We start from the raw sequence: 22,538 nt of genomic DNA, 5'->3' as shown, positions 1-22,538 counted from the left end.
CATCCGCGCCGCGTCGATGATGGCCGTGAGCCCCGAGAGGCAGACCTTGTTGACGCTGCCGGCGTGCACGTCCCAGCCGATACCGGCGCCGACGGCGGCCTGGCGCGCGGCATTCTGCCCCGACCCGGCGGCCAGCACCTGCCCGACGATCACGGCGTCGACGGCCCCGGCCGGGATGCCGCTCTTGTCGAGCGCGCCCTTGATCGCGAGCGAGCCCAGCTGCGGTGCGGTCAGCGAGGCGAGCTGGCCCTTGAGGCGCCCCTGCGGCGTGCGCGCGGCGGCGACGATGACGATGTCGTCGGTGTTCATGCGGGTGTCCTTTCGATCGCGATGGTGAGCTCCGGCTCGGTCGCGGCGACGACCTCGTCGACCGTGACGCCCGGGGCGGTCTCGATGAGCACGAGACCATCATCGGTCACGTCGATGACGGCGAGGTCCGTGATGATGCGGTCGACTACGCCGCGGCCCGTGAGGGGCAGCGAGCAGTCGTCGACGATCTTGGCGGAGCCGTCCCGCGCGACGTGCTCCATGAGCACGATGACCTTGCCCGCGCCGTGCACGAGATCCATCGCGCCGCCCGGGCCCTTGACCATCTTGCCGGGGATCATCCAGTTCGCGAGGTCGCCCTTCGCCGAGACCTGCATGGCGCCGAGGATCGCGGCGTCGATCTTGCCGCCGCGGATCATGCCGAAGCTCATCGCCGAGTCGAAGAACGCCGTGCCCGGCAGCGTCGTCACGGTCTCCTTGCCGGCGTTGATGAGGTCGGGATCGACGTTGTCCTCCGTCGGATACGGCCCGACCCCGAGGATCCCGTTCTCGGACTGCAGCACGACCGTGACGCCGTCGGGGACGTAGTTCGGCACGAGCGTCGGCAGTCCAATCCCGAGGTTGACGTATGCGCCGTCAGCGAGCTCGAGCGCCGCGCGGGCGGCCATCTCTTGACGAGTCAGTGCCATGTCAGTTCCCTTCTCGAACGGTGCGGCGCTCGATGCGCTTCTCGATGTCGGTGCCCACCTCGATGATGCGGTGCACATAGATGCCGGGCAGGTGGATGCTGTCGGGGTCGAGTTCGCCGGGCTCGACGAGCTCCTCGACCTGTGCGATGCAGACGCGGCCGGCCATCGCGGCCAGCGGGTTGAAGTTGCGTGCCGCCTTGTTGAAGACGAGGTTTCCGTGCCGGTCGCCCTTGAGTGCGTGCACGAGCGCGTAGTCGGTCACGATCGCCTCTTCGAGCACGTACTCGCGCGGCTCACCCGAGGTCTCGAACGTGCGGACGTCCTTCGCGGGGGATGCCACGGCGATGCCGCCGTCGCCGTCGTAGCGGCGCGGCAGCCCGCCCTCGGCGACCTGCGTGCCCACGCCGGTCTGCGTGTAGAACGCCGCGATCCCTGAGCCTCCCGCCCGGAGCTTCTCGGCGAGGGTGCCCTGGGGCGTGAGCTCGAGCTCGAGCTCACCGGAGAGGAACTGCCGCTCGAACTCCTTGTTCTCGCCGACGTACGACGAGGTCATCTTGCGGATGCGCTTGGCGTTCAGCAGGATGCCGAGCCCCCAGTCGTCGACGCCGCAGTTGTTGCTGACGATGCTGAGGTCGCTCGTCCCCTGCGCCAGCAGCGCCTCGATGAGGGCGATCGGGTTGCCGGAGAGCCCGAAGCCTCCGACCGCGAGAGAGGCGCCGTCGGGGATGTCGGCGACGGCCTCGGCCGCCGAGCCCCAGGTCTTGTCGATCATGCTGCTCCTTCGCATCGCTCGTGCCCTCGATCCTGCCGCGCCCGACCCCGGCGCGCGAGGCGCCGCTTGCCATGTGGCCGATACGGCGCGTAGCGTCCATATCGTGGACAGCATGCCCAAGCGCTCCGTCCCGGGGGCGCAGTCGATCGCCCGCGCGGCGCAACTCCTGCGCCTGGTGACCGCAGGGGGCGGCGAGGGCATGGCGGTCGCCGAGCTCGCACGACGCGCGGAGCTGACCCGGCCCACCGCGCATCGCCTGCTGACCGCGCTGCGGCACGAAGGGCTCGTCGACCAGGACGAGCGCACCGGACGCTGGATGCCGGGACCGGAGCTGTTCCTGATGGGCACCGTGGCGGCATCCCGCTACGACATCACCGCCATCGCGCGCGACATCGTACGATCCCTTGCCGTTCGCACCGAGGAGAGCGCGTTCCTCTCGGTGCGACGCGGCGATGAGACCGTGTGCCTCCTCCGGGAGGAGGGCAGCTTCCCGATCCGCTCGTTCGTGCTGTCGGAGGGCGTGCGCTTCCCGCTCGGGGTGGCCTCCGCCGGGCTGGCGATCCTGTCCTTCCTGCCGCCCCACGATGTGGACGCCTACTTCGAGCGACACCCCGAGCTGCCTGAGCAGTGGGGCGCGGCGCACGGCGAGCGACGGCTTCGGACCAGGCTGCGCGAGACGCAGGAGCGCGGCTACGCGGTCAACCCCGGCCTCATCGTCGAGGGCTCGTACGGCATCGGCGCGGCTGTCTTCACGCGCGAGGGCCACCCGCAGTGGGCGCTGAGCCTGACGGGCGTGCAGTTCCGCTTCGGGGCCGACAGGCTTCCGGAGCTGGGCCGCACGCTCTTGGCCCACGCCCATCAGCTGACGACCCGCATCGCCGCCTCCCGCTGACGGCGTCACACCAGCGCGGCGAGCTCCTCCCGCACGGCGGCGGCCACGACGTCGGCCCCGGCCGGCGACATCACGATCGTGTAGTGGTTGAACCCCGCCACCCGCTCGTGCGCGACGCCCGGGTACGACGCGAGCAGGCGCTCCAGGTGCTCGGGGGCGTAGAGGCCCGGCGGCTCGTTCTGCAGGCCGAGCGGCACCGTGATCAAACGCGTCGGATGCCGCAGCCCGGCCAGCGCCGCGGGCAGCGCGGCGCCGGTGTTCATGTCGACGGTGTCATCCGCGGTGGTCGCGTAGCTCGTCGCCGGCCGGTACGCGCCGGCTCCGTCCTCGACGAGGTCGTAGGCCAGGTAGCGCTCGAGCTCGGGCGTCCAGTCCTCGCCGAACGCCGGATGCCGCCGCCAGAACTCCAGGTACTCCCCCGGCCCGGCGAACCTCATCGACAGCCGCGCCGCCGTCGGGCCGAGGATGCCGGCGACCAGCTGGTCGGCGCTGAGGCCCTGAGGCACGTCCAGCGGCAGCCCGCCGTCGACGAGCACGACGCGCGAGACGCGCTCGGGGTGCCGGTGGGCGAAGACCACCGAGACGAACCCGCCCATCGAGTGTCCGACGACCACTGTCCGCGAGATCCCGAGGGCGTCGAGCAGCGACGCGAGGTCCGCCGCGTGCGCGGCCATCCCGGCAGCGCCCGCGAGCCCGTTGCTGCGACCGCGGCCGCGGAGGTCGGGGGCGACGACGCGCACGCCCGGCAGCCGCTCCACGACGAACGGCCAGGCCAGGTGCGACGCGGTGACGCCGTGCACGAGAAGCACCGTCTGCACCCCGGCCGCGTCGTGCGCCGGCGTGTCGATCGGCTCCCACACGCCGGCGTGCAGCAGTCCGCCGTCGACGGGGACGTCGACCTCACGGTATTCGTGTGCGGCCACGGGCGCCGCCGCCGGGACGGCGCCGCCACCGGGGATCCTGTCGTGGTTCATCGAGCCGTCCATCCGCCGTCCATCGTGTACGAGGCGCCGGTGACCATCCCCGCCCGGTCGGACGCGAGCCATCCGGCCAGTGAGGCGACCTCGTCCGCCTCGACGAGGCGCTTGATGGCGCTCTCGGTGAGCATGATCTTCTCGACCACCTCTTCGGCCGGGATCCCGTGCACCTTCGCCTGATCCGCGATCTGCTTCTCCACCAGCGGGGTGCGCACGTATGCCGGGTTGATGCAGTTGCTCGTCACACCGTGCGGGGCGCCCTCGAGGGCGGTGACCTTCGACAGTCCTTCCAAGCCGTGCTTGGCTGCGACATAGGCCGACTTGAACGGGCTCGCGCGGAGGCCGTGGGCGCTGGAGATGTTGATGACCCGTCCCCACCCGCGCTCGTACATCCCGGGAAGCGCGGCGCGGATCAGCAGGAACGGCGACTCGAGCATGAGCCGCAGCAGCAGGCGGAACGTGTCGGGATCGAACTCGGTGATCGGCGACACCCGCTGGATCCCGGCGTTGTTGACGAGGATGTCGACGTCCAGCGCGAGATCCTCGAGCGCCGCGGTGTCGGAGAGGTCCGCCACCCAGGATTCGCCGCCCACCGCGGTGGCGGCATCCGTCGCGGCCTGGGCATCGCGATCGGCGACGGTGACATGAGCGCCTCGCGAAGCGAGCTCGTGCGCGCACGCCAGACCGATGCCGCTCGCACCGCCGGTCACCAGCGCCCGCCTGCCGGCGAGATCCTTGTCTGCCATCAGCCTTCCTTCTTCTCGTCGGCGCCGCGAGGAGCCAGCGCGTTGTCGATGATGCGGGTCATGCCGGCGAAGACCGCGGGGTCGAGCTCGGCAGGCGGCCTGCCCTCGGCGTCGCGCTCCCACAGCAGGAACCGCATGCCGATCAGCTCGCCCATGCCCATCAGGGCCCAGGCCGTGGTCTCGGGGTCGAGCTGCCGGTCGACGTCGCCGGCCTCCTGGGCCGCACGGAGTCCGGCTTCGTAGCCCTCGACGATGCGCGTGTAGTGGGTGCGCAGCACCGCGGGCGACACGAACTCCGCCTCGCGCACCACCCGGTACAGCGCGGGGTGCTCCGCGGTGAACCGGAAGAAGCCGGCGAAGCCCGCGCGCTCCGCCTCCAGCCGCGACGCCGCTCCCGTCATGGCCTCGGACATCGAATGGCGCACGCGACGGTTCAGGTCGAGCACGAGAGCCTCGAAGATCGACTGCTTGCTGTCGAAGTAGAGGTAGAAGGTGCCCAGGCCGATGCCCGCCCGCTCGGTGATCTTGACGATGGATGCCTCGTGGTAGCCCTGGTCCGCGAACACCAGCTCCGCCGCCTCGAGGAGGCGACGGCGGGTCGCCTCTCCGCGCTTGGTGAGGGGGCGCCCGGTCGCGGACGAGACCAGCTCCCCCCCGTCGACCATCTCGTCGGACATGCTCATGCGGACTCCCCCGTCCCTCGCGCCCCGAACGCCGCGGGCCCTGCCGCCTGTCGATCCCCCGGGCCCGGCGCCGACCCGAGAGCCCACTCGCGCAGCCGGGAGCGGGCGAGCTTGTCGATCGTCGAACGCGGCAGCGCGTCCACCAGGACGACACGCACCGGCACCTTGAACGCAGCGAGGTTGCGCCGCGCGTGCGTGAGGAGCTCGTCCTCCGCCAGCGCCGCACCGGCGGCCGGCACGACGAACGCGATCCCGCGTTCGCCCCACACCGGGTCCGGAACGCCGACGACGGCGGCCGCCGCGACGAGCGGATGCAGGCACAGCGCGTACTCCACCTCGGCCGGCGCGACGTTCTCGCCGCCCGAGATGAAGATGTCCTTCAGCCGGTCGACGATCCGGAACACACCGTCCCCGTCGCGCGAGACGAGGTCGCCCGTGCGCAGCCACTCGCCGTCCCGCGCGCGCGAGGTGGCGGCGGCGTCGCCGAGGTAGCCCGGGAAGACGCTGGGTCCGCGCACCCACAGCTCGCCGGTGGCCTCGCCCTCCAGGGTCAGGCCGGTGGCGGGATCGACGATCCTCACCGACACGTACGGGTACGGCCGCCCGACGGCGCCCGGCGCGGCCGCGGCCTCTGCGGCCGGGAGGTGCAGGGCGTTCGGACCCGCCTCGGTCAGCCCGTACCCCTGCGTGAGCGGGACGCCGCGGGACGCCCAGGCTTCCTGCAGCGGCACCGGCACGGTGGCGCCCCCCACGAGGGCCAGCCGGAGCGACGAGGCATCCGTCGACTCCCACTCCCGATCGGCGGCCAGCAGCGCGTACTGCGTGGGCACGCCCATCATGGCGGTGATGCGGCGGTCGGCGATGAGCTGCAGCACCCGGGCGGGCTGGAACGAGCGCTCCAGCACGACGGTCGCCCCGACCCACCAGGCCAGCAGCGGCTGGCAGTTCCACGCGGCGACGTGGAACTGCGGCAGCATCGCCAGCACGACGTCGTCCTGCGCGAGCGGGAGCGCCTGCGAGAGGGCCAGGTTGTTCCAGAAGCAGTTGGCGTGCGTCAGGACCACGCCCTTGGGAGCAGCCTCGCTGCCCGACGTGAAGATGACGAGCAGCGGGTCGTCGTCGCGTACCGGCCGGTGCGTGCGCGGGTGCCGTGCGCGAGGGACGGATGTCTCGATCCCGGTGGTGCCCAGGGCCGCGGTGGGACCGGTCCGGTCCGCGAGCCGCAGCGCCTCGCCGGCGAGCGCGGCGTGCTCGTCCTCGATCAGCACGAGCGCCGGCGCGGATCGGGTGAGGACGTCGGCGAGCTCGCGCGGAGTGAGCCGCCACGACAGCGGCACGAAGGCGATCCCCGCGATCGCGCACGCGAAGAAGGCGACGACGTGGTCGGTCGAGTTCCCCGACACCGTCGCGATGCGGTCGCCCGGGCCGTAGCCCGATCGCCGGAGGTTCTCGGCGAGCTCGCCGGCCCGGGCGGCGAGCGTCGCGTAGTCGGTCGTCACGCCCCTGTCGTCCACCGCGATGCGCTCCGGTGAGCGCCCGGCCCGATCGGTGATCCAGCGGCCGATGGTGTGCGGCTCGTCCTCGACGTGCGCATCGAGGCCCCAGGTCATGAGCGCACCTCGGCGGGCGCCTCGGCCGCCTCCGTCGCCTGCTCGGCGTCGTCGAGGCTCCGCAGCGAGGTGCGCACCCGCTCGCCGCGGCGGCGCTTGGCGGCGGCGTCGATCGTGCCGGCGATACCGCCCGGCAGGAACATCACCACGACGATGAAGAGCACGCCGAGGAGGAACAGCGGCTCCGACAGCGGCACGCGCAGCCAGTCAGGGAGGTCCGCGATCGCTTCGGATCCGGCCAGCACGGTGAGCCGCTGATCGAGGAGCGTGTACAGCACACCCCCGACGATGGCACCCCACCGGAACCCGACGCCACCCAGCACGACCATGACCAGCACGGTGATGGTGAGATCGGCCGAGACGGCGCGCGGCACGGTGCCCGACTGCAGCAGCATGTACGCCACGCCGGCCAGCGCCGCCAGCGCCGCGGCGATGACGAACACGATGAGCCGCACGCGGTAGGGCGAGAGCCCCAGCACGCGCACCCGCTGCTCGTTCTCACGGGTCGCGCGTGCGAGGTGGCCCAGACGCGAGGTGTCGACCCACAGTGTCACGAGATAGACCACGACGAGCACGACGAGCGTGAACCAGTACAGGTTGCGGGTATTGATCACGCCGATGAGGAAGTCCGGCACCTGCTCGGTGTTTAGGCTCAGGCCCTCCTCGCCCCCCGTCACCTGGGAGTTGCGGCGCACGAGCACCGAGCCCGCCTGCGCGAAGGCCAGGGTCACCATGGCGAACGGGATGCCCGACACCCGCATCGACACCGCACCGGTCACGAGCGCGATGACCATGCCGCCGATGAGCGCGACGAAGATGCCCGGCCACAGCGGCACGCCGAAGTGCTCGAGGGCGATGCCGAGTCCGTAGGCGCCGGCGCCGAAGTAGAGCGCGTGACCGAACGACAGCATCCCGCCCGATCCCAGCAGCAGGTTGTAGGACAGTGCGAGCGCCGCGAACACCATGCACAGCGACAGCAGCGCGAGCGTGCCCGGCATGTAGGTCGGCGTGGGCAGGATGCCGGGAAGCGAGAGGTTGAGCAGCGGAAGCATCGCCATGAAGGCGACCAGCACCGCGCCCATGATCGCGGGGGCGAAGCGACGGAGGGCGAAGCCCTGCCCCGGTCCCTGAGGCTGTCGACGGGTCATGCCTTCCTCCCCAGGAGTCCGCTCGGGCGCACCAGCAGCACGAGCGCCAGCAGGATCACGACGATGAAGTCGCCGGTCCCGCCGAGATAGAAGTTCGCGAACTGCTGCAGGACGGCGACGAGGACGGATGCCACGGCCGCACCGGTCAGCGATCCGAGGCCGCCCACCACGGTGACGATGAACGCGAAGATGAGGAGCGTCTGGCCCAGGTGGGCCGACACGAACGTCGAGTAGTGCATGGCCAGCACGCCGCCGATGCCGGCGGCCGCACCGCCGATCGCGAAGACGAGGGTGAACGAGCGCCGCACGTCGATGCCCAGCGCGGTGACCATCGAGCGGTTCTCGACGCCGGCCCGGATGATCATGCCGTAGCGCGTCTTCTGCAGGAAGAGCACCAGGGCGGCGAGCACGAGTACGGCCGCGATCATGAGCACCCAGTACGTGTTGGGGATGCGGGCGCCGAGCACCTCCGTCGTCTGCTTCAGCCACGCCGGACCCGAGATGTGGATCGGGTCGGTGCCCCAGATCCCCTCGAACAGCGCCACGGCGGCGAAGGAGAGGCCCACGGTGACCAGCACCTGCTCGATGTGCCGCTCGTACAGCGGGCGGATGAGCACGAGCTCCGTCAGCGTCGCGAACACCGCGCCCACCGCCGCGCCGACGAGCACCGACAGCAGGAACGATCCCCACGAGTCGGTGCCCAGAGCCTGGGCGACCATGAAGCCCATGAAGGCGCTCAGCGTGAGGAAGGCGCCGTGGGCGAAGTTCAGCACGTGCATCAGGCCGTAGATCAGGCTGAGCCCGCTCGCGACGAGGAAGTAGAGGGCGCCGAGGCCGACGCCGGTGATCAGGGTCAGGACGAGGGTGCTCATACGGCGTGCTCCACGTGGACGCCCAGGAGGCGGCGGGTCAGGTCGTCGTCGTCGAGGATCGCGCGTGCCTTGCCGACGTGGGCGACCCGGCCGCCGGCGATCACGACGGCGTCGTCGGCGAGGCGGCGCACGACCTCGAGGTTCTGCTCGACGAGGAGGATCGGCACGGTCTTCGAGGCTTCCTCGAGTGCGTCGGCGACCTCCGTGACGATCTTCGGGGCGAGGCCCTTGGTCGGCTCGTCGACGAGGAGCAGCCTGTTGTCGTTGAGCAGCGCCCGCGCGACCGACACCATCTGCTGCTGCCCGCCCGAGAGCGTGCCCGCCTGCTGGTCGCGACGTGCGACCAGATCCGGGAAGAGTTCGGCGACGAACTGGTGCCGGGGGCTGCGCTGCCGCTCCGCCAGCGCCAGGTTCTCGGCGACCGTGAGCCTGGAGAAGACCTCGCGGTCCTCCGGCACATAGCCCACACCGCGCCGGACGATGCGGTGCGTGGGCAGGCCGTCGATGCGCTCCCCGGCGAGGCGGACCTCGCCGCGCCGCGAGATGAGACCCAGGATGCCGCGCAGCGTCGACGTCTTGCCCACGCCGTTGCGCCCGAGGACGGCGGTGATTCCGGTGGCCGGCACGTCGAAGGACACATCCTCGACGACCTGCTGGCCGGCGATGGTGCAGCGCATGTTCCGCACCGTGAGGATCGGCTCGGCGGTCATGCGGCCTCCGTTCCGGTGGAGCCGGAGCCGAGGTACGCGCTCTGCACCAGCGGGTTGTCCATGATCCGCTGCGGGGTGTCGTACGCGATGATCGTGCCGAAGTACATCACCGCCACCTTCTCGACCAGTCCCATGAGCACATCGATGTGGTGCTCGACCATGAGCAGCGTGCAGCCCTTCTCGCGCTGCATGACGCGGATGTTCTCCACGAGGCCGGGCACGTCTCCGGACGCGACACCGGCCATCGGCTCGTCGAGCAGCACGATGCTCGACTCGGTGGCCAGCAGCACCGCGATCTCGAGCTTGCGCTTGTCGCCGTGCGAGATGTCGCCCGCCATGGCTTCGCGCATGTGGCCGAGCCCGACGATGTCGAGCTTCTCCACAGCCAGCGCGGTGGCGGCATCCGTTCGCCGAGGGAATCGCACCAGCGATCCCGAGCCGCCGAGCGACACCTGGGCGGCCAGGCGCACGTTCTCGAGCACGGACAGCTTCGGGAAGAGGCTCGAGGTCTGGAAGGTGCGCCCCAGTCCCGCCCGCGCCCGTGCGGGCACCGACGCCGTCGTGATGTCGCGGTCGTCGAGCACGACACGGCCGGCGGTGGGCTTCATGAGCCCGGAGATCACGTTGAAGAGCGTGGTCTTGCCGGCGCCGTTCGGGCCGATGACTCCGACGAGGGAGCCGGCCTCGACGTCGAGGTCGACGCCTTCGAGGATCGTCGCGCCGCCGATCTGCAGGCCGAGGCCTTCGACCTTCAGCGGAGAGCCGCGGCGAACGGCACCCGCGTCGGGCGCGGGCGGGATGGGAGTGCTCATCGTGCGGTGCCGCCCCGGCTCACTCGGCCTCGGCCGGCGCGACCTCGTCGGCGGCGACGGTGTCGATGAGCTCGGGCACGAAGGTGCCGCCGTCGGCGACGAGCTTCACCTGGTACATCTCCTGGATGAGGGCGTGGTCGCCCTCACGGACGGTCATGGCGCCCTTGGGTCCCTCGAACTCGAAGCCCTCCAGCGCCGAGACCATCGCGTCGACGTCGCCCTTGCCCTCCTGGATCGCGTGGACGATCATGATCGCCGCGTTGAACCCGTCGGGGCTGAAGAGGTCGGGCGTTCCGCCGGCTTCCTCGATCGCCTCCACCATCGCGGTGTTCACGTCGTTGTCCGGGCCACCGGGGAAGTAGTGGTTGAGGAAGTTGATCTTCTCGGATGCCTCGCCGTAGGCCCCGAACGTCGCGGCATCGCCGAGTCCGGTGACCACCGGGATCTCGTCGAGCACGCCCTGCTGGCTCATCGCCTGCCACATCGCGCCCGAGGTGGCGCCGGCCCACGCCACGAAGACGAGGTCGGGAGCAGCCGCGAGCACCTGCTGCGCGAACGGCGTGAACTCGGTGACGTCCTCGGCGACGAGCACGGGGCTCACCGTCGCGCCCTTGCCGCCCAGGATGGCGTCCACGGCCGCGACGTTGCCCTGACCGAACGCGTTGTCCTGCGCGAACACAGCGACCGTCTTGCCCTCGATGTCGTCGAGGAACGTGCCCGCGGTCGCGACGTCCTGCGCGCTCTGCCGGCCGGAACGGAACGTGTAGTCGTTGATGCCGGTGATCGCATCAGCCGCGGCCGGTCCCGAGATGTAGAGCACCTTGTTCTGCTGCGCCTGCTCGGCGACGGCGAGGGCGACGCCCGAGGATGCGGTGCCGGCGATGATGTTGACGCCCTCGCCGATCAGCTCCTTGACGGCGGTGACGGCCTTGTCGGGGTCTCCGGCGTCATCGCGGTTCTCGATGGTGATGGTCGTGCCGTCGATCTCGCCGGTGCCGTCGGTCGCATAGTCGAGACCTGCCTCGAACGCATCGAGGTATTGCTTGCCGTAGCCGGCGAGCGGCCCCGACTCGCTCGTGACGATGCCGACCGTGACCTCGGCGGGACCACCGCCGTCGGTCGCCTCGCCCGACGGCGTCTCCGCGGTCGGCGCGCAGGCCGCCAGGGCGATCGCTGCCGTGACGACCACGGAGCCCAGGAGCAACTTCTTCGTAACCCGCATGTGCGTGCCTTTCCCCATTGGAAGGATTCGGAATCAGGCCTCCGCCTCATACATGAGACCCGATTCAGGTTCCTGCAATCTATGCGGACGACGCCGTGCGGGTCAAGTCGGAAGAGCGCGGAGACAGCAGAAGGGCGGTCCTCGCGGACCGCCCTTCTTGATGGTGCACCCCCTGGGACTCGAACCCAGAACCCACTGATTAAGAGTCAGTTGCTCTGCCGATTGAGCTAGAGGTGCTCGATTCGCAACGTGGCGAACCGAGGGTCAACGCTACCATCACGATCGCGCAACGTGAAATCGAACGCGGAAGGCCCCCGGGTATCCTGGACCGCGTGACCTCCCCCCTCGTGCCGCCGTCGTTCGACACGCCTTTCGAGGGGGATCTCTCGCCGGACCTCGACCTTGCGCTGCGCCTCGCCGACGCGGCGGACGCGGCATCCATGTCCCGTTTCGATGCCGCGGATCTCGACATCCGGCTGAAGGCGGATGCCAGCCATGTGACCGAGGCGGATCTGGCCACCGAGCGGGCCATCCGCGCACTCCTCGAGACCGAACGGCCCGACGACGGCGTCTTCGGCGAGGAGTACGGCATCAGCGGCGACTCGAACCGCCAGTGGATCGTCGATCCGATCGACGGCACGGCGAACTACCTCAAGGGCATCCCGATGTGGACCACGCTGATCGCCCTCGTCGTCGACGGCGTACCGCGCGTCGGCGTCGCGAGCCAGCCGGCGATCGGCCGCCGGTGGTGGGCGGCCACGGGCCTGGGCGCGTGGACGAACACCCCGGCGGGCGAGCGGCGGCGCCTCGCGGTGTCGAGGGTCGACGCCGTCGCCGAGTCGAGCGTCAGCTTCCAGAGCATCGGACAGTGGCGTGAGGCCGGAAGGCTCGATGCGCTCGAGCGTCTGACGTCGTCGGTCTGGCGGGACCGCGGCTACGGTGACGCCTGGCCCTACATGCTCCTGGCCGAGGGACGCCTCGAGTTCGTCGCCGAGTTCGGCGTCAAGGAGTACGACATCGCGGCGCTCGTGCCGATCGTGACCGAAGCGGGCGGGAGGTTCACGTCCTACGACGGCAACGACTCCCTCTCCGAGCGCTCCTCCTTGGCGACCAACCGCGTGCTCCACTCCGCGTTCCTCGATCTGCTCCACTCCGCCTGACGTCCTTCCGCCCTCCCATCCCCCAACGGAGACCCTTCATGCCTGCGCCCCGGATCCTCGGCACCGCCGCCGCGCTCGTCCTCACCGCGGTGGTGCTCACCGCCTGCACGGGCTCGCCCGAGGAGCCTGCACCGCAGGAGACGGGCAACGCCGCGACACCGACCAGCGACGCGCCCGAGCCCACCACCACCGGCGAGCCCGAGCCGGCGTCGAGCGAGGCTCCGACCTGCGAGACGCTCATCGGCGAATCCGTCGTGGCCGATTTCCAGAGCATCGGCTGGAGCTCGCAGCAGTCGCCGCTCTACATCGGCAGCACCGAGATCGAAGGCGGCATCCAGTGCATGTGGGCCGACTTCAGCGGACCCGCCGGAGACCACGGGCAGATGTTCGGCTGGGCGCTCCTCGCCGACGACGCGGCCGCCGACGCGCAGACCGAGCTCGTCTCGCAGGGGTGGATCCGAGAAGAGGACGCCTCGGGGGTCTACGTCACCGAGAGCTCGAACACGGTCATCGCCCCCGACGAGAACGGGTACGGCATCACGTACCTCTTCGCCGAGGGCCAGGTCACCGTCGCCGACACCAAGCAGGGCCTTCTGCTCATCGAGTGGCCGCGGGACTGAGCCGGCGGGCGCTGCGGCGCGCCTGAATCGTCGCGCCGTGAGCTGCGGGACGGGCGTCAGGCCGTCACGCTGTCACGACGTCACGACGTCACCGCGTAGGCTCGGACGCTATGGCGGTCGGCGCGACGATGTACACCTTTGCGATCCAGTTGGCCGACGTCGACCGGGGCGTCTACGAGGATCTGTCGGTGCGTGTGGCGCGGCATCCGTCCGAGACCGACGCCTTCCTGATGACGCGCGTGCTGGCGTACTGCCTGGAGTACGAGGACGGCATCGCGTTCAGCGAGGGCATCTCGGCGACCGACGAGCCGGCGGTGCTCGCCCGCGACCTCACCGGGGCGCTCACCGCATGGGTGGAGGTGGGTGCGCCGGATGCCGCGCGGCTCCACTCCGGCAGCATGCAGGCCGCGCGCGTCGCGGTGTACACGCATCGCGATCCGGCGAAGGTCGCGGCGCCGTGGGCCGGCAAGCGGATCCATCGCGCGGAGGAGATCCGCCTCCACAGCTTCGATCCGGGGTTCGTCGACGCCGCGGCCGCCGAGCTCGAGCGGCGCAACACGATGACCGTCTCGATCACCGAGCGGCGCATCTACCTCGACCTCAACGGCAAGAGCCTGGAGACGGACATCCGCACCCAGGGCATCGTCTGAGAACCCTCATGATCGAGCTTCCCGAACCCGGCCACCGCGTCGTCGTGCGCTACCTGCTCCCGACGGGCCAGGCGACCGACGCCCTCGGGCCGCTGCTGAGCGCCGATTCCGAGACCGTCGTCGTCGACGGCAAGCGCGGGGTCGAGCGCATCCCCCGCGGTGCGATCATCGCCGCGAAGAGAGTGCCGCCGCCGCCCGCTCCCCGGCCGCGGGGAGCGGGCGCGTGAGCTGACGCCGCCGCGGCTCGGCGCAGGGAGGGACCGCGGATCCCTGGCTGCGGGGCGACGGATGCCGGAGACTCGGGTGATGGACAGGGTTCAGCTCGCCGACTTCCTGCGCCGCCGCCGGGCGGCGCTGCAGCCCGAGGACGTGGGCCTGCGACGCGGCGCCCGCAGGCGCACCGCCGGCCTGCGTCGCGAAGAGGTCGCGGCGCTGTGCGACATGTCCACCGACTACTACAGCCGTCTCGAGCAGGCCCGAGGGCCCCAGCCCTCCGAGCAGATGCTCGCCGCCATCGCCCGCGGCCTGCGGCCTGCGGCTGACGCTGGATGAACGAGACCACCTCTTCCGCCTCGCCGGCCACACCGCGCCCGCTCGTGCGCTGCGCAGCGAGCACGTCTCCCCCGGCCTCATGCGGATCCTCGACCGGCTCGCCTACACTCCCGCGCAGGTGATGACCGAACTGGGCGAGACGCTCGCGCAGACGCCCGCGGCACGAGCGCTGTTCGGCGACGAGACGCGCTTCGAGGGCAGCATGCGCAGCGTCGGCTACCGGTGGTTCGTGGACCCGTCTGCCCGCGACGTGTACCCCGCGGAAGATCACCACGGCCTGTCCCGTGCATTCGCAGCCGACATCCGCACGGCGTACGCGAAGTTCGGCGCTCGGTCGCGCGCGGGTGTGATGGTCGACGATCTGCTGGCGACCAGTGCGGAGTTCGCCGCGCTCTGGCAGGAGCACGAGGTGCGCGGCACCCATCCCCGTGAGAAGCGGCTGCAGCATCCCGAGGTCGGCGTGATGGAGATGCAGTGCCAGTTCCTCATCGATCCCGAGCAGGGCCAGACGCTCCTCGTACTCACCGCCGCGCCCGGCACCGAGAGCTACGAACGACTGCAGCTGCTGTCGGTGATCGGCTCGCAGCAGATCACCGCGGGACGCTGAGGACCCGGAGAGCCCCCGCCACGTCTGCCGGCCAGGCGGTCAGCGCCCCGCCCGCCACGGACCGGCGCTCCACAGGGCCCACGCGATGAGCACGGGCTGCAGGAACAGCCGGACGAACCTCGCGCGATCGGAGCGCATCAGAGGCACCGGCGTCCCGGTGCGCCAGTGGTGGACGTTGCCGGGGAAGACCGCGACGAAGAACCCCGCGACCGCCGCACCGACGCGGCGTCGTTCCCGAGGGAGCGACACCAGAGCCGCGCCCAGCAGCACCTCCACAGCGCCCGAGGCCACCACGATCGCGTCCTTGTCCAGGCCGCTGACGCGCGCCGCCCAGTCCGGCACCGCCACCTGGAAGCCGCGGCGGGCCCAGAACAGGTGCGACAGCCCCATGAAGACCAGGAATCCGCCGAGCACGACCCGCAGGATGATCCGGACGATCTGCAGGGGCGGTGCGGGCGCGGTCATCGCGCCAGTCTGGCATCCCCGGCACGGCGCTGCGTCGCCGGCAGCGCATCACCCGGCGAGCACCCCAGCGACGTCGTCCCACCACCGGGCGGCCGCCGAGCGGAGCCCCTCGAGGCGCTCGCGCGCGGCCGCGGACGTGGCATCCCGCCCGGCATCCGCACGGTCAACCGCTGAGGCCGGAAGCGCGTCGAGGTCTTGCACCTCGCTCTGGCCCCAGTGGGCGAGGGCCCCCGACAGCTTGATGCGCGTGTAGTCGTCGGCCGCGAGCGCCACCACCGGCACTCCGGCGGGTGCAGCGAACACGGCCGGGTGGTAGCGGCTCGTGATGAGCAGGCGGGCCGAGCGCGCGAGCGCCGCCGCCGGCACCGAGTCGCCCGTCGGCAGCACCCTGCTGGTTTCGGTCATGCGCGCCCTCACACGCTCGTGCAGCGCGGCGTCGCCGGCCGGCTCCTCCCCCGGCCCCCAGGGGCCGAAGTGCCCGTGGAAGACCACCGGCCCCACCGTGCGCGCGGCGTGGTCGACCAGCTCCGCCATCCGCTGCTCGACGTCGGGGGCGGAGCGGCCGGCGAACCAGCCCGAGAGGCTGACGACCACCGCCCCGGAGGTCCCGCCGGTCGCCGCCGGACTCCGCCAGCCGAGGAACGACGCGTCATCGACCCCCTCCACGACCGGCAGGCCCCACGACCGCACGAGCGCACCCGACACCGATTCGCGCACGCTCGTCAGTGCCGCCGCGCGCACGAGGCTCGCGACCCGCTCCTCGTCGCCGTGCTCGAGGTCGGGCCCGAACGTCTGTCCGGTCACCACCACCGGCAGACCGCGGGCGCGCGCCATCGCGACCAGCGCGCTGCGTTCGTAGATGTGCACCGGCCACCGCGAGGCGAGGTTGCCCCCGCCCGCGTTCAGGACGCCCGAGACGCGATCCAGAGCAGCGAGCACCCTCTCGGCGGAGTCACCTGCTGCCAGACGACCCCGGCCGGCCGCGGCATCCGTCAACTCCTCCAGCCGCGCCTGCGAGGCGGCACGATCCATGCCCGCGAACCCGAGGCGGGGCACCATGGCCACGCCGTAGCGGCGTTCGGACTCGGCGGGTGCCGAGGACACCCCCACGATGTCGACCCCGCGCGCGGCGAGCTCGTCGCGCGCCGCCTCGAACATCGCCTCATCGCCGATGTGCATCATCCCCGACACCACGCCGATGTCGCCGATGGTGAGCACGGTCATAGCTCTCCGTTCAGGAAGGACGCGCCGGTCGCGGTGCCGCGGCGTCGGTGACGAGCACCGATCCGGGCTCGTTGTCAAGCATGCCTTGCCGCCCGGCCGGCGGCATACGCTGTGGACAGCGCAGACCCGCCCTGCGCGGGGAGGCAGGTGACACGTGGGCGTCCAGACCGCGATGGATGAGGTTCTCCACGCGCCGACGATCGTCGAGGCGCTCCGGGCCGCCGACGACGTGGCGTTCGAGGCCGGACGCGATCCCAGCGTGCGCACCCTGCGTGTGCTGCTGACCGCGCTCGCCCGCAGCGACGACATCGCCGCGATCGCCTCGGTGCACGCGCTGGCGGAGATGCACGACGAAGAAGCGCTCCGCCGGCTCGTCGGCCTGCTGTCGGACCCCCGGGCCTTCATCCGCGAGCACGCCGCCTGGGCGCTCGGCCAGAGCCTGCCCCGGCCCGAGGCGGTGGGCCGCCTGCTCGGCCTGGTCGCCGAGGGCGGCTTCTCGGGGATGCTCGCGCAGCACACCATCGAGAAGTGGTCGGGCGCCGCGGGCGAGGCCCTCGCGATCGCGATCGAGTCCGCGCTGCTGGGCATGACGGATGCCTCGTCCCGGGCGACCCTGGTCGAGACCCTCGGCCTCATCCGCCAGCCCATCGCCACCCGGCTCCTCCGCGAGGTCGCCCTCGATCCCCGCGAGTCGGACGAGGCCCGCGAGGCGGCGATCGCCGCGCTGGGTCAGCGGCGTGACACCGCGGGACTCGACGACGACCTCGGCACGGTGGTGGCCGCCGGGGGCCGCTTGGCGGCGGCGGCACGGCTCGCCCTCATCGACCTCGACCCGGCACCTGCCGCTCACCGCGGTGCGCGCGGGCTCACCGTCGCGCAGCTGTTCCTCCACGCCGACATCGACCCTTCGCTGTCGGCGGTCGGCGCCGGTGACAACGGCGGCATCGCCACCCTGCTCGTGCGGCTGGGCGACGCGCTGACGGTCGATGAGGCGAGTCCCGTCCAGCGGGCGCTCACGCTGTCGCGCGGACCGCTCGAGCACAGCGCCGAGGACCTGCTCCGGGTGGCCGGGACATCGAGGGGCCACGTCTACGGCCGCATCCCTCTCGCTGCCCGTCCCGTGGCTTCTGCCGCGGCCTGGCCGTATCGGGTGACGGCGCGCCGCGGCATCCGCCGTGTCCTGCGTGCGGCAGGCGGCGTGGACGTCGTGCACCTGCGCATGGCCGACGTCGGCAGCCTCGCAGCGGCGGACGTGGCCCGCGAGCTCGGCATCCCCACCGTGTTCACGGTCGCGCCCGACCCGCACAGCGTCATCCGGTCGCTGGAGGATGCCGGCACACTCACCCGCGAGGGCTTCGGTGAGACGGATCTTCGCGAGCACTTCTGGTTCCGGGCGCGCCTGGTGCAGACCCTCGCCGCCTCCGCGTCGCACACCGTCTTCTTCCCGCGGCCCGATCTGGTGCAGGAGATGCGCGAACTGGTCGGCATCGACATGAACGCCCGCAGCGAGCGGCACACGGTGGTTGCAGAGGGGGTCGACCTCGAGGTGATCGACCAGGCCGTGGCCGAAGCCCGAGTCGCCGGCATCGAAGGCGCCGCCGCAGCGGGCGCGGCGTTCGGCGACCTCGCCGCGCTTCTGGGCGACCTGGCGGAGGACCGGCGCGGCCTTCCACTGCTGGTCACCGTGGGGCGCCTCCACCGCGTGAAGGGCGTGGCGACGCTCGTCGGCGCGTGGGCGGAGTCGTCACTCAGCGAGCGCGCGAACCTGCTCGTCATCGGCGGCGACCTCGACGAGCCCTCGCGCGACGAGCAGGAGCAGCTCGACCTCGTCGCCGACGTGGTCCCTCCGCACCAGCGTGCGCGGCGGGGACTGATCCTCGCCGGCCACCGCGCGAACGACGTCGCCGCGCGCTGGATCGCCGCCGCGAGATTCGGGATGCCGGGTCTCGCGGCCGCGGGCGGCGCCTACGTGTGCGCGAGCATCAAGGAGGAGTTCGGCCTCGCGGTGCTCGAGGCGATGGCGACCGGACTGGTCGTGGTCGCCCCCGACGGCGGCGGGCCTGCCACATACGTCGACCACGGCGACACCGGCTTCCTCACGGCGACGTGGGACCAGGACCGCTTGACGGACGCCGTCGCGGCGGCTCTGGATCGCGCGGCGGACGACGATGAGCATCGCGCCCGGCGATCGCGGGACGTCGTCGCCGAGGGATTCACGATCCAGGCGATGGCCGCCACCCTGGCCCCCATCTACGCCTCGGTCGTCGCTCAGGAGGCAGAGCTCGCACGGGCGGCGAGGATGCCCGCATGACCCTCCTCGTCGTCAGCCCCGACTACGCCTCGCACCTGCTGCCCCTCGCGGCACTGGCCACGGCCTGGCGCGACGCCGGTGAGCACGTCGTCGTCGCCACCGGACCGGCCACGGCGCCGATCGTCGCCGACTTCGGCTTCGACCGCGTCGACCTTCCGCTCGGCCGCGGGGCCAACGCCGGCGTCATGCGCACGAGGGAGCAGGACGCCGCCGAGGCGGCATCCCTCGAGGGCTTCTTCGAGGCGACCCGGCACGGCATGGTGCCGACGCTGGCCTACCAGGCCCGCGAGCGTCTGACCGACCTGATGTGGCAGCCCGAAGAGCGGGCGAGGGCCACGCTCGAGGTCGTCGATCGGGTGCGTCCCGACGCGATCCTCGTCGACCACCTCGCGTTCAGCGCGCGCCTGGCCCTCCACACCGCCGGCATCGACTACGGCGACGTCGTGCTGGGCCACCCGTCCGCGCTTCCGGGCCCAGGCGAGGTGTACGGCTTCCCGTCGGCCTGGCCGCGGACGTTCCAGCCGGAGCCGGCCGAGCTGGCAGAGCTGCGCCGCCTGTGCGTCGAGGTGTCCGATCGCTTCGCGGGTCAGTGGAACACGGCGGCTCGCGCGCTCGACCCCGGAGCGGATGCCGTGACCGATGCGTTCGCCCTCCACGGCGACGTCGTGCTGTACAACTACCCCGCGCTCCTCGCCGCGGGAGACGGGCGTGCGCTGCCGCCGCACGTCTTCCTCGGCTCGACCCGGCGCGACGAGCGACACGATCACGACGTCGACGAGTTCCTCCGCGCCGGCACGCCGTTCGTCTACGTGAGCTTCGGGAGCTTCCTGTCGGTGCGCGGCGACGTCCTGGCACGGGTCGCCGCCGCGATCGCGCGGACGGGCCTTCGCGCGGCGATCGCGACGGGCTCCACCCCGGCGGGCCAGCTCGGGCAGCTGCCCGATGGCTGGCTGGTGCGTGAGTACCTGCCGCAGGTGCGCCTGCTGGGCGCTGCCGCGCTCGCCGTCACCCATGGCGGCAACAACTCCGTCACCGAGGCGGTCGGGCAGGGCGTGCCGCTCCTGGTGCTGCCGTTCTCGACCGACCAGTTCGCCGGGGCGGCCGCCGTGGAGAGCTCCGGTGCGGGCCTGTCGCTGGCGCCGAACACCGCGACGGTGGACGAGCTGGCCGAGGCCGTCGCCGCACTCGCAGATGGAGACTGGCAGGGGCGTGAGGCGCTGCGTACAGAAGCGGCGGCCCAGCACGAGCGGCCGGGTCCGACGCTCGCCTACGCGGCGCTCTCCTCGATGTCCGCTTCGCCGGCCACGTCCGCCAGCCCGACCAGCTGGGCCATGGCGACCGGGTCGCCGGCGGCCGACCGGTAGCGCTCCATGCGGGCGGCGTTCGCGTCGTACTGGATGCCGGCCCGCGTCTCGCCGACGTGGTGCAGCGCGTACACGCGTCCCGGGTGGCGCTCCGGCGGGGCTCCGAGGAGGGTCTCGTGCGCGAGGTACCACGCGGCGTCCTCGAAGCCCCAGCCCCGGAATCGCTCGTCCTGCCCGCCGTGCCGCGCCCAGGTGCGCGGCGTGGCGACGTACACGCCCGAGCACGCGCCGACCACGTGGTCGTGATCGCAGTCCTCGAGCGCCCTGCCTTCGGCGTACTGCGCCGAGCCCGCGCGACCCAGCCACCGGTACTCGGTGTAGGGCAGATGCACCCTGTCGCTGGTGCGCGCGGCGCGGATCGCCGCACGCAGCGCATCGGGTTCGGGGATCGTGTCGGCGTCGCCGATCACGACGACCTCGTCCTCGGCGGCGTCGGCCATCGCGCGGTTGCGGCAGGCGGCGAGCACGAACGGGTCCTCACCCGTGTCGACGGTCCGAACGATCGCCTCCGGGAAATGCGCTTCATACCAGGCCGTCACACGGTGGAAGGCATCGAGGCGGGACGGCGCGGGACGCCACGGAATGACGATCCGCACGGCGAGGTCGGAGGGCATGACGGGAGCCTAAGGCACCCCGCCGCCGAGCCCGAATCCTGGCCGGTCGGAGGCATCCTCTCGCCGCATCTCAGTCGTCGAAGATGCCGACCGACGCCGACAGCCGGGTGACCTCGTCCGCGCTGAGCTCGAGCTCCGCGGCCTGCGCCGAGTCGGTGATGGAAGCGGCGCGCCGCGCCCCGGGGATGGGGATGACGTGGTCGCCGAGGGCGAGTTCCCAGGCCAGCACGACCTGTTGCGGGCTGACGCCGTGCGCCTGGGCGACGTCGCCGAAGACGGAGAACCGCTCGCCGACCCGCCTCGCCCCTCCGCCGGTGCCGCCCAGCGGGCTCCACGGGAGGAAGGCGACAGCGTGGTCCGCGCAGAACCGCAGCTCGTCGATGCTGCCGGGATGCTTCGGCGAGAACTCGTTCTGCACGCTGGCGAGGTTCCCCTCCCCGAGCACATCGAGTGCGATCTGGATCTCCTCCACGCTCGCGTTCGAGATACCCACTGCGCGCACGAGGCCGTCCTCCTGCAGCTTCGCCAGCGACGCGATGACGTCCCCGTAGACGCGCGAGCGATCCGGGCGGTGGTACTGGTACAGCTCGATCCGGTCGACACCGAGGATCTCGAGGGACGTCTCGACGGCGGACCGCAGGTACGCCTCCGACCCGTCGCGCCCCCAGACCTCGCCCTCACTGCGGGTGATGCCGCCCTTCGTCGCGACGAAGATGCCGGTCGAGTCGCCGTCCCACGTACGCAGCGCCTCGGCGACGATCCGCTCGTTGTGTCCCATCTCGTCCCACGCCGGCGCATAGACGTCGGCGGTGTCGATGAGCGTGACGCCCGCGTCGAGGGCGGCGTGCACCGTGGCCACCGCGTCCTCGAACGACGGATACTGCTTGTCGTTGTTCATCGACAGCGGCATCGCCCCGAGGCCGATCGCCGAAACCTGCCGTCCCGCCAGAGTCCGCTGCTTCATCGCCTGTCCTTTCGGTCGTGCCCACCAGCCTGCCATCCCCGTGCGCTGCCGCGTGGGACTGGACAGCAGGGGTGCCCGACGCGTAAAGGCCTCCCGCCTCCCCACAATGGGACCGCGGACGCTCAGCGCGCAGCGGTGGCGACGCCGTCTGCCCGAACGTCGCGGTCCTCGGCCGCCAGCACCCGCGCGAGCCCCCGGAAGTCCCGCATCAGGATCCTCGCCAGCACGAAGGTGGGCAGCAAGGCCACCAGCCGCAGCCAGCCGGCGACGTCGCCCTCGTAGTCGGCGAGCACCCGCGTCCCTCCACTCTGCGCGACGCAGACGTACTCCACCCGCGAGTTCCACGGCGAGGTGGAGTGCCAGACCACCCTGCGCGGTGGATCGATCGCCTCCAGCTCATCAGCGAACCGCACGGTGAAGGGGCCGAGGATGCGGTCGATCGCCCACCATCGACTGCCCACGTCCGGCGGCCCGTCGCCGATGCGCTGGCGGAACGCCACCGCCGGCGCGAACTCGGGCCACCGCGCAGGGTCGGCGACGTACGCGAACACCCGCTCGGGCGGGAAGGGAAGGTGGACGTCGAGGAAGACGCGTCGCCACATGGCGC

The 22,538-nt window shown here is 71.7% G+C and carries 24 protein-coding genes, 1 tRNA gene and 1 pseudogene; 8 read left to right on the top strand and 18 right to left on the bottom strand.

All coding sequences use genetic code 11. The annotated features are described in order from the left end of the window. The 3 genes from ACWGUG_RS17800 to ACWGUG_RS17790 all read right to left on the bottom strand — a co-directional run. A partial coding sequence (locus ACWGUG_RS17800; RefSeq protein ID WP_452325401.1) for a thiolase family protein occupies positions 1–309 on the bottom strand: 309 nt, incomplete at its 3' end. After that, complete coding sequence (locus ACWGUG_RS17795) at positions 306–956, bottom strand: CoA transferase subunit B (protein ID WP_376131490.1); 651 nt, start codon at positions 954–956, stop codon at positions 306–308. The genes ACWGUG_RS17795 and ACWGUG_RS17800, both read right to left, overlap by 4 nt. A 1-nt stretch (position 957) precedes the next feature. Further along, complete coding sequence (locus ACWGUG_RS17790; RefSeq protein WP_452325400.1) at positions 958–1,728, bottom strand: CoA transferase subunit A; 771 nt, start codon at positions 1,726–1,728, stop codon at positions 958–960. A gap of 112 nt (positions 1,729–1,840) precedes the next feature. Between ACWGUG_RS17790 and ACWGUG_RS17785 the strand changes: the two genes are divergently transcribed. Further along, positions 1,841–2,620 (top strand): IclR family transcriptional regulator, encoded by a 780-nt coding sequence (locus ACWGUG_RS17785; protein WP_452325399.1) that lies wholly within the window; start codon positions 1,841–1,843, stop codon positions 2,618–2,620. Between the two features lie 5 nt (positions 2,621–2,625). On the opposite strand, the gene ACWGUG_RS17780 is transcribed toward ACWGUG_RS17785, so the two are convergent. The 10 genes from ACWGUG_RS17780 to ACWGUG_RS17735 all read right to left on the bottom strand — a co-directional run bounded on the left by ACWGUG_RS17780 (position 2,626) and on the right by ACWGUG_RS17735 (position 11,637). Beyond that, positions 2,626–3,594 (bottom strand): alpha/beta fold hydrolase, encoded by a 969-nt coding sequence (locus ACWGUG_RS17780; RefSeq protein ID WP_452325398.1) that lies wholly within the window; start codon positions 3,592–3,594, stop codon positions 2,626–2,628. After that, positions 3,591–4,343, bottom strand: coding sequence for a 3-hydroxybutyrate dehydrogenase (locus ACWGUG_RS17775; protein ID WP_452325397.1), 753 nt, complete (start codon positions 4,341–4,343; stop codon positions 3,591–3,593). The genes ACWGUG_RS17780 and ACWGUG_RS17775 overlap by 4 nt, the downstream gene beginning before the upstream one ends. Next, on the bottom strand, positions 4,343–5,026 hold the full coding sequence (locus ACWGUG_RS17770; RefSeq protein WP_452325396.1) for a TetR/AcrR family transcriptional regulator: 684 nt from the start codon (positions 5,024–5,026) through the stop codon (positions 4,343–4,345). Before ACWGUG_RS17770 ends, ACWGUG_RS17775 begins: the two co-directional genes overlap by 1 nt. Next, a complete protein-coding gene (locus tag ACWGUG_RS17765; protein ID WP_452325395.1) occupies positions 5,023–6,636 on the bottom strand; it encodes a class I adenylate-forming enzyme family protein in 1,614 nt (537 codons plus the stop codon). Before ACWGUG_RS17765 ends, ACWGUG_RS17770 begins: the two co-directional genes overlap by 4 nt. After that, entirely contained in the window at positions 6,633–7,718 is a 1,086-nt protein-coding gene (locus ACWGUG_RS17760) for a branched-chain amino acid ABC transporter permease (protein WP_336397127.1), read from the bottom strand. The genes ACWGUG_RS17765 and ACWGUG_RS17760 overlap by 4 nt, the downstream gene beginning before the upstream one ends. A gap of 62 nt (positions 7,719–7,780) precedes the next feature. Further along, complete coding sequence (locus tag ACWGUG_RS17755; RefSeq protein WP_336396859.1) at positions 7,781–8,656, bottom strand: branched-chain amino acid ABC transporter permease; 876 nt, start codon at positions 8,654–8,656, stop codon at positions 7,781–7,783. Continuing rightward, complete coding sequence (locus tag ACWGUG_RS17750; protein ID WP_452325394.1) at positions 8,653–9,366, bottom strand: ABC transporter ATP-binding protein; 714 nt, start codon at positions 9,364–9,366, stop codon at positions 8,653–8,655. Before ACWGUG_RS17750 ends, ACWGUG_RS17755 begins: the two co-directional genes overlap by 4 nt. Then, entirely contained in the window at positions 9,363–10,178 is an 816-nt protein-coding gene (locus tag ACWGUG_RS17745; protein ID WP_452325393.1) for an ABC transporter ATP-binding protein, read from the bottom strand. The genes ACWGUG_RS17750 and ACWGUG_RS17745 overlap by 4 nt, the downstream gene beginning before the upstream one ends. 19 nt (positions 10,179–10,197) lie before the next feature. Then, on the bottom strand, positions 10,198–11,400 hold the full coding sequence (locus ACWGUG_RS17740) for a substrate-binding domain-containing protein (protein ID WP_336396856.1): 1,203 nt from the start codon (positions 11,398–11,400) through the stop codon (positions 10,198–10,200). 161 nt (positions 11,401–11,561) lie between these two features. After that, positions 11,562–11,637, bottom strand: a tRNA-Lys gene (locus tag ACWGUG_RS17735). Between the two features lie 95 nt (positions 11,638–11,732). Between ACWGUG_RS17735 and ACWGUG_RS17730 the strand changes: the two genes are divergently transcribed. From ACWGUG_RS17730 to ACWGUG_RS17710, 5 genes and pseudogenes are all read left to right on the top strand, one after another. After that, a complete protein-coding gene (locus ACWGUG_RS17730; protein WP_452325392.1) occupies positions 11,733–12,560 on the top strand; it encodes an inositol monophosphatase family protein in 828 nt (275 codons plus the stop codon). 38 nt (positions 12,561–12,598) lie between these two features. After that, complete coding sequence (locus ACWGUG_RS17725; protein WP_452325391.1) at positions 12,599–13,180, top strand: hypothetical protein; 582 nt, start codon at positions 12,599–12,601, stop codon at positions 13,178–13,180. Between the two features lie 110 nt (positions 13,181–13,290). Next, complete coding sequence (locus tag ACWGUG_RS17720; RefSeq protein ID WP_452325390.1) at positions 13,291–13,830, top strand: YaeQ family protein; 540 nt, start codon at positions 13,291–13,293, stop codon at positions 13,828–13,830. An 8-nt stretch (positions 13,831–13,838) separates the two neighbouring features. Further along, complete coding sequence (locus tag ACWGUG_RS17715; RefSeq protein WP_336396849.1) at positions 13,839–14,057, top strand: putative acetyltransferase; 219 nt, start codon at positions 13,839–13,841, stop codon at positions 14,055–14,057. A gap of 79 nt (positions 14,058–14,136) precedes the next feature. Beyond that, a pseudogene (locus ACWGUG_RS17710) lies at positions 14,137–14,989 on the top strand (helix-turn-helix transcriptional regulator). A gap of 39 nt (positions 14,990–15,028) precedes the next feature. On the opposite strand, the gene ACWGUG_RS17705 reads toward ACWGUG_RS17710, so the two are convergent. Next, a complete protein-coding gene (locus ACWGUG_RS17705; protein ID WP_452325389.1) occupies positions 15,029–15,454 on the bottom strand; it encodes a DoxX family protein in 426 nt (141 codons plus the stop codon). Between the two features lie 48 nt (positions 15,455–15,502). Beyond that, a complete protein-coding gene (locus tag ACWGUG_RS17700; RefSeq protein ID WP_452325388.1) occupies positions 15,503–16,678 on the bottom strand; it encodes a polysaccharide pyruvyl transferase family protein in 1,176 nt (391 codons plus the stop codon). Positions 16,679–16,832: 154 nt separating this feature from the next. Between ACWGUG_RS17700 and ACWGUG_RS17695 the strand changes: the two genes are divergently transcribed. Together ACWGUG_RS17695 and ACWGUG_RS17690 are read left to right on the top strand one after the other, a co-directional pair. Continuing rightward, entirely contained in the window at positions 16,833–18,989 is a 2,157-nt protein-coding gene (locus ACWGUG_RS17695; protein ID WP_452325387.1) for a glycosyltransferase, read from the top strand. Next, positions 18,986–20,353 carry a glycosyltransferase gene (locus tag ACWGUG_RS17690; protein ID WP_452325386.1) on the top strand — a complete coding sequence of 456 codons (1,368 nt, stop codon included), beginning with the start codon at positions 18,986–18,988 and terminating at the stop codon, positions 20,351–20,353. The genes ACWGUG_RS17695 and ACWGUG_RS17690 overlap by 4 nt, the downstream gene beginning before the upstream one ends. Here the strand turns inward: ACWGUG_RS17690 and ACWGUG_RS17685 are convergent. The 3 genes from ACWGUG_RS17685 to ACWGUG_RS17675 form a co-directional block, all read right to left on the bottom strand. Next, complete coding sequence (locus ACWGUG_RS17685; RefSeq protein ID WP_452325385.1) at positions 20,257–20,967, bottom strand: hypothetical protein; 711 nt, start codon at positions 20,965–20,967, stop codon at positions 20,257–20,259. The genes ACWGUG_RS17690 and ACWGUG_RS17685 overlap by 97 nt on opposite strands. 70 nt (positions 20,968–21,037) lie before the next feature. Further along, the gene (locus ACWGUG_RS17680; RefSeq protein ID WP_452325384.1) at positions 21,038–21,931 is read right to left on the bottom strand and encodes an aldo/keto reductase; all 894 of its coding nucleotides are present in this window, start codon (positions 21,929–21,931) and stop codon (positions 21,038–21,040) included. Positions 21,932–22,053: 122 nt separating this feature from the next. After that, positions 22,054–22,533, bottom strand: a complete 480-nt coding sequence (locus ACWGUG_RS17675) for an SRPBCC family protein (RefSeq protein ID WP_452325383.1) — start codon at positions 22,531–22,533, stop codon at positions 22,054–22,056. Between the last annotated feature and the right edge of the window lie 5 nt (positions 22,534–22,538).

This window comes from Microbacterium sp. NPDC055455, assembly GCF_053619935.1.
The sequence above is the reverse complement of the archived record's forward strand: the minus strand, read 5'-3'. Positions and strand labels throughout refer to the sequence as shown.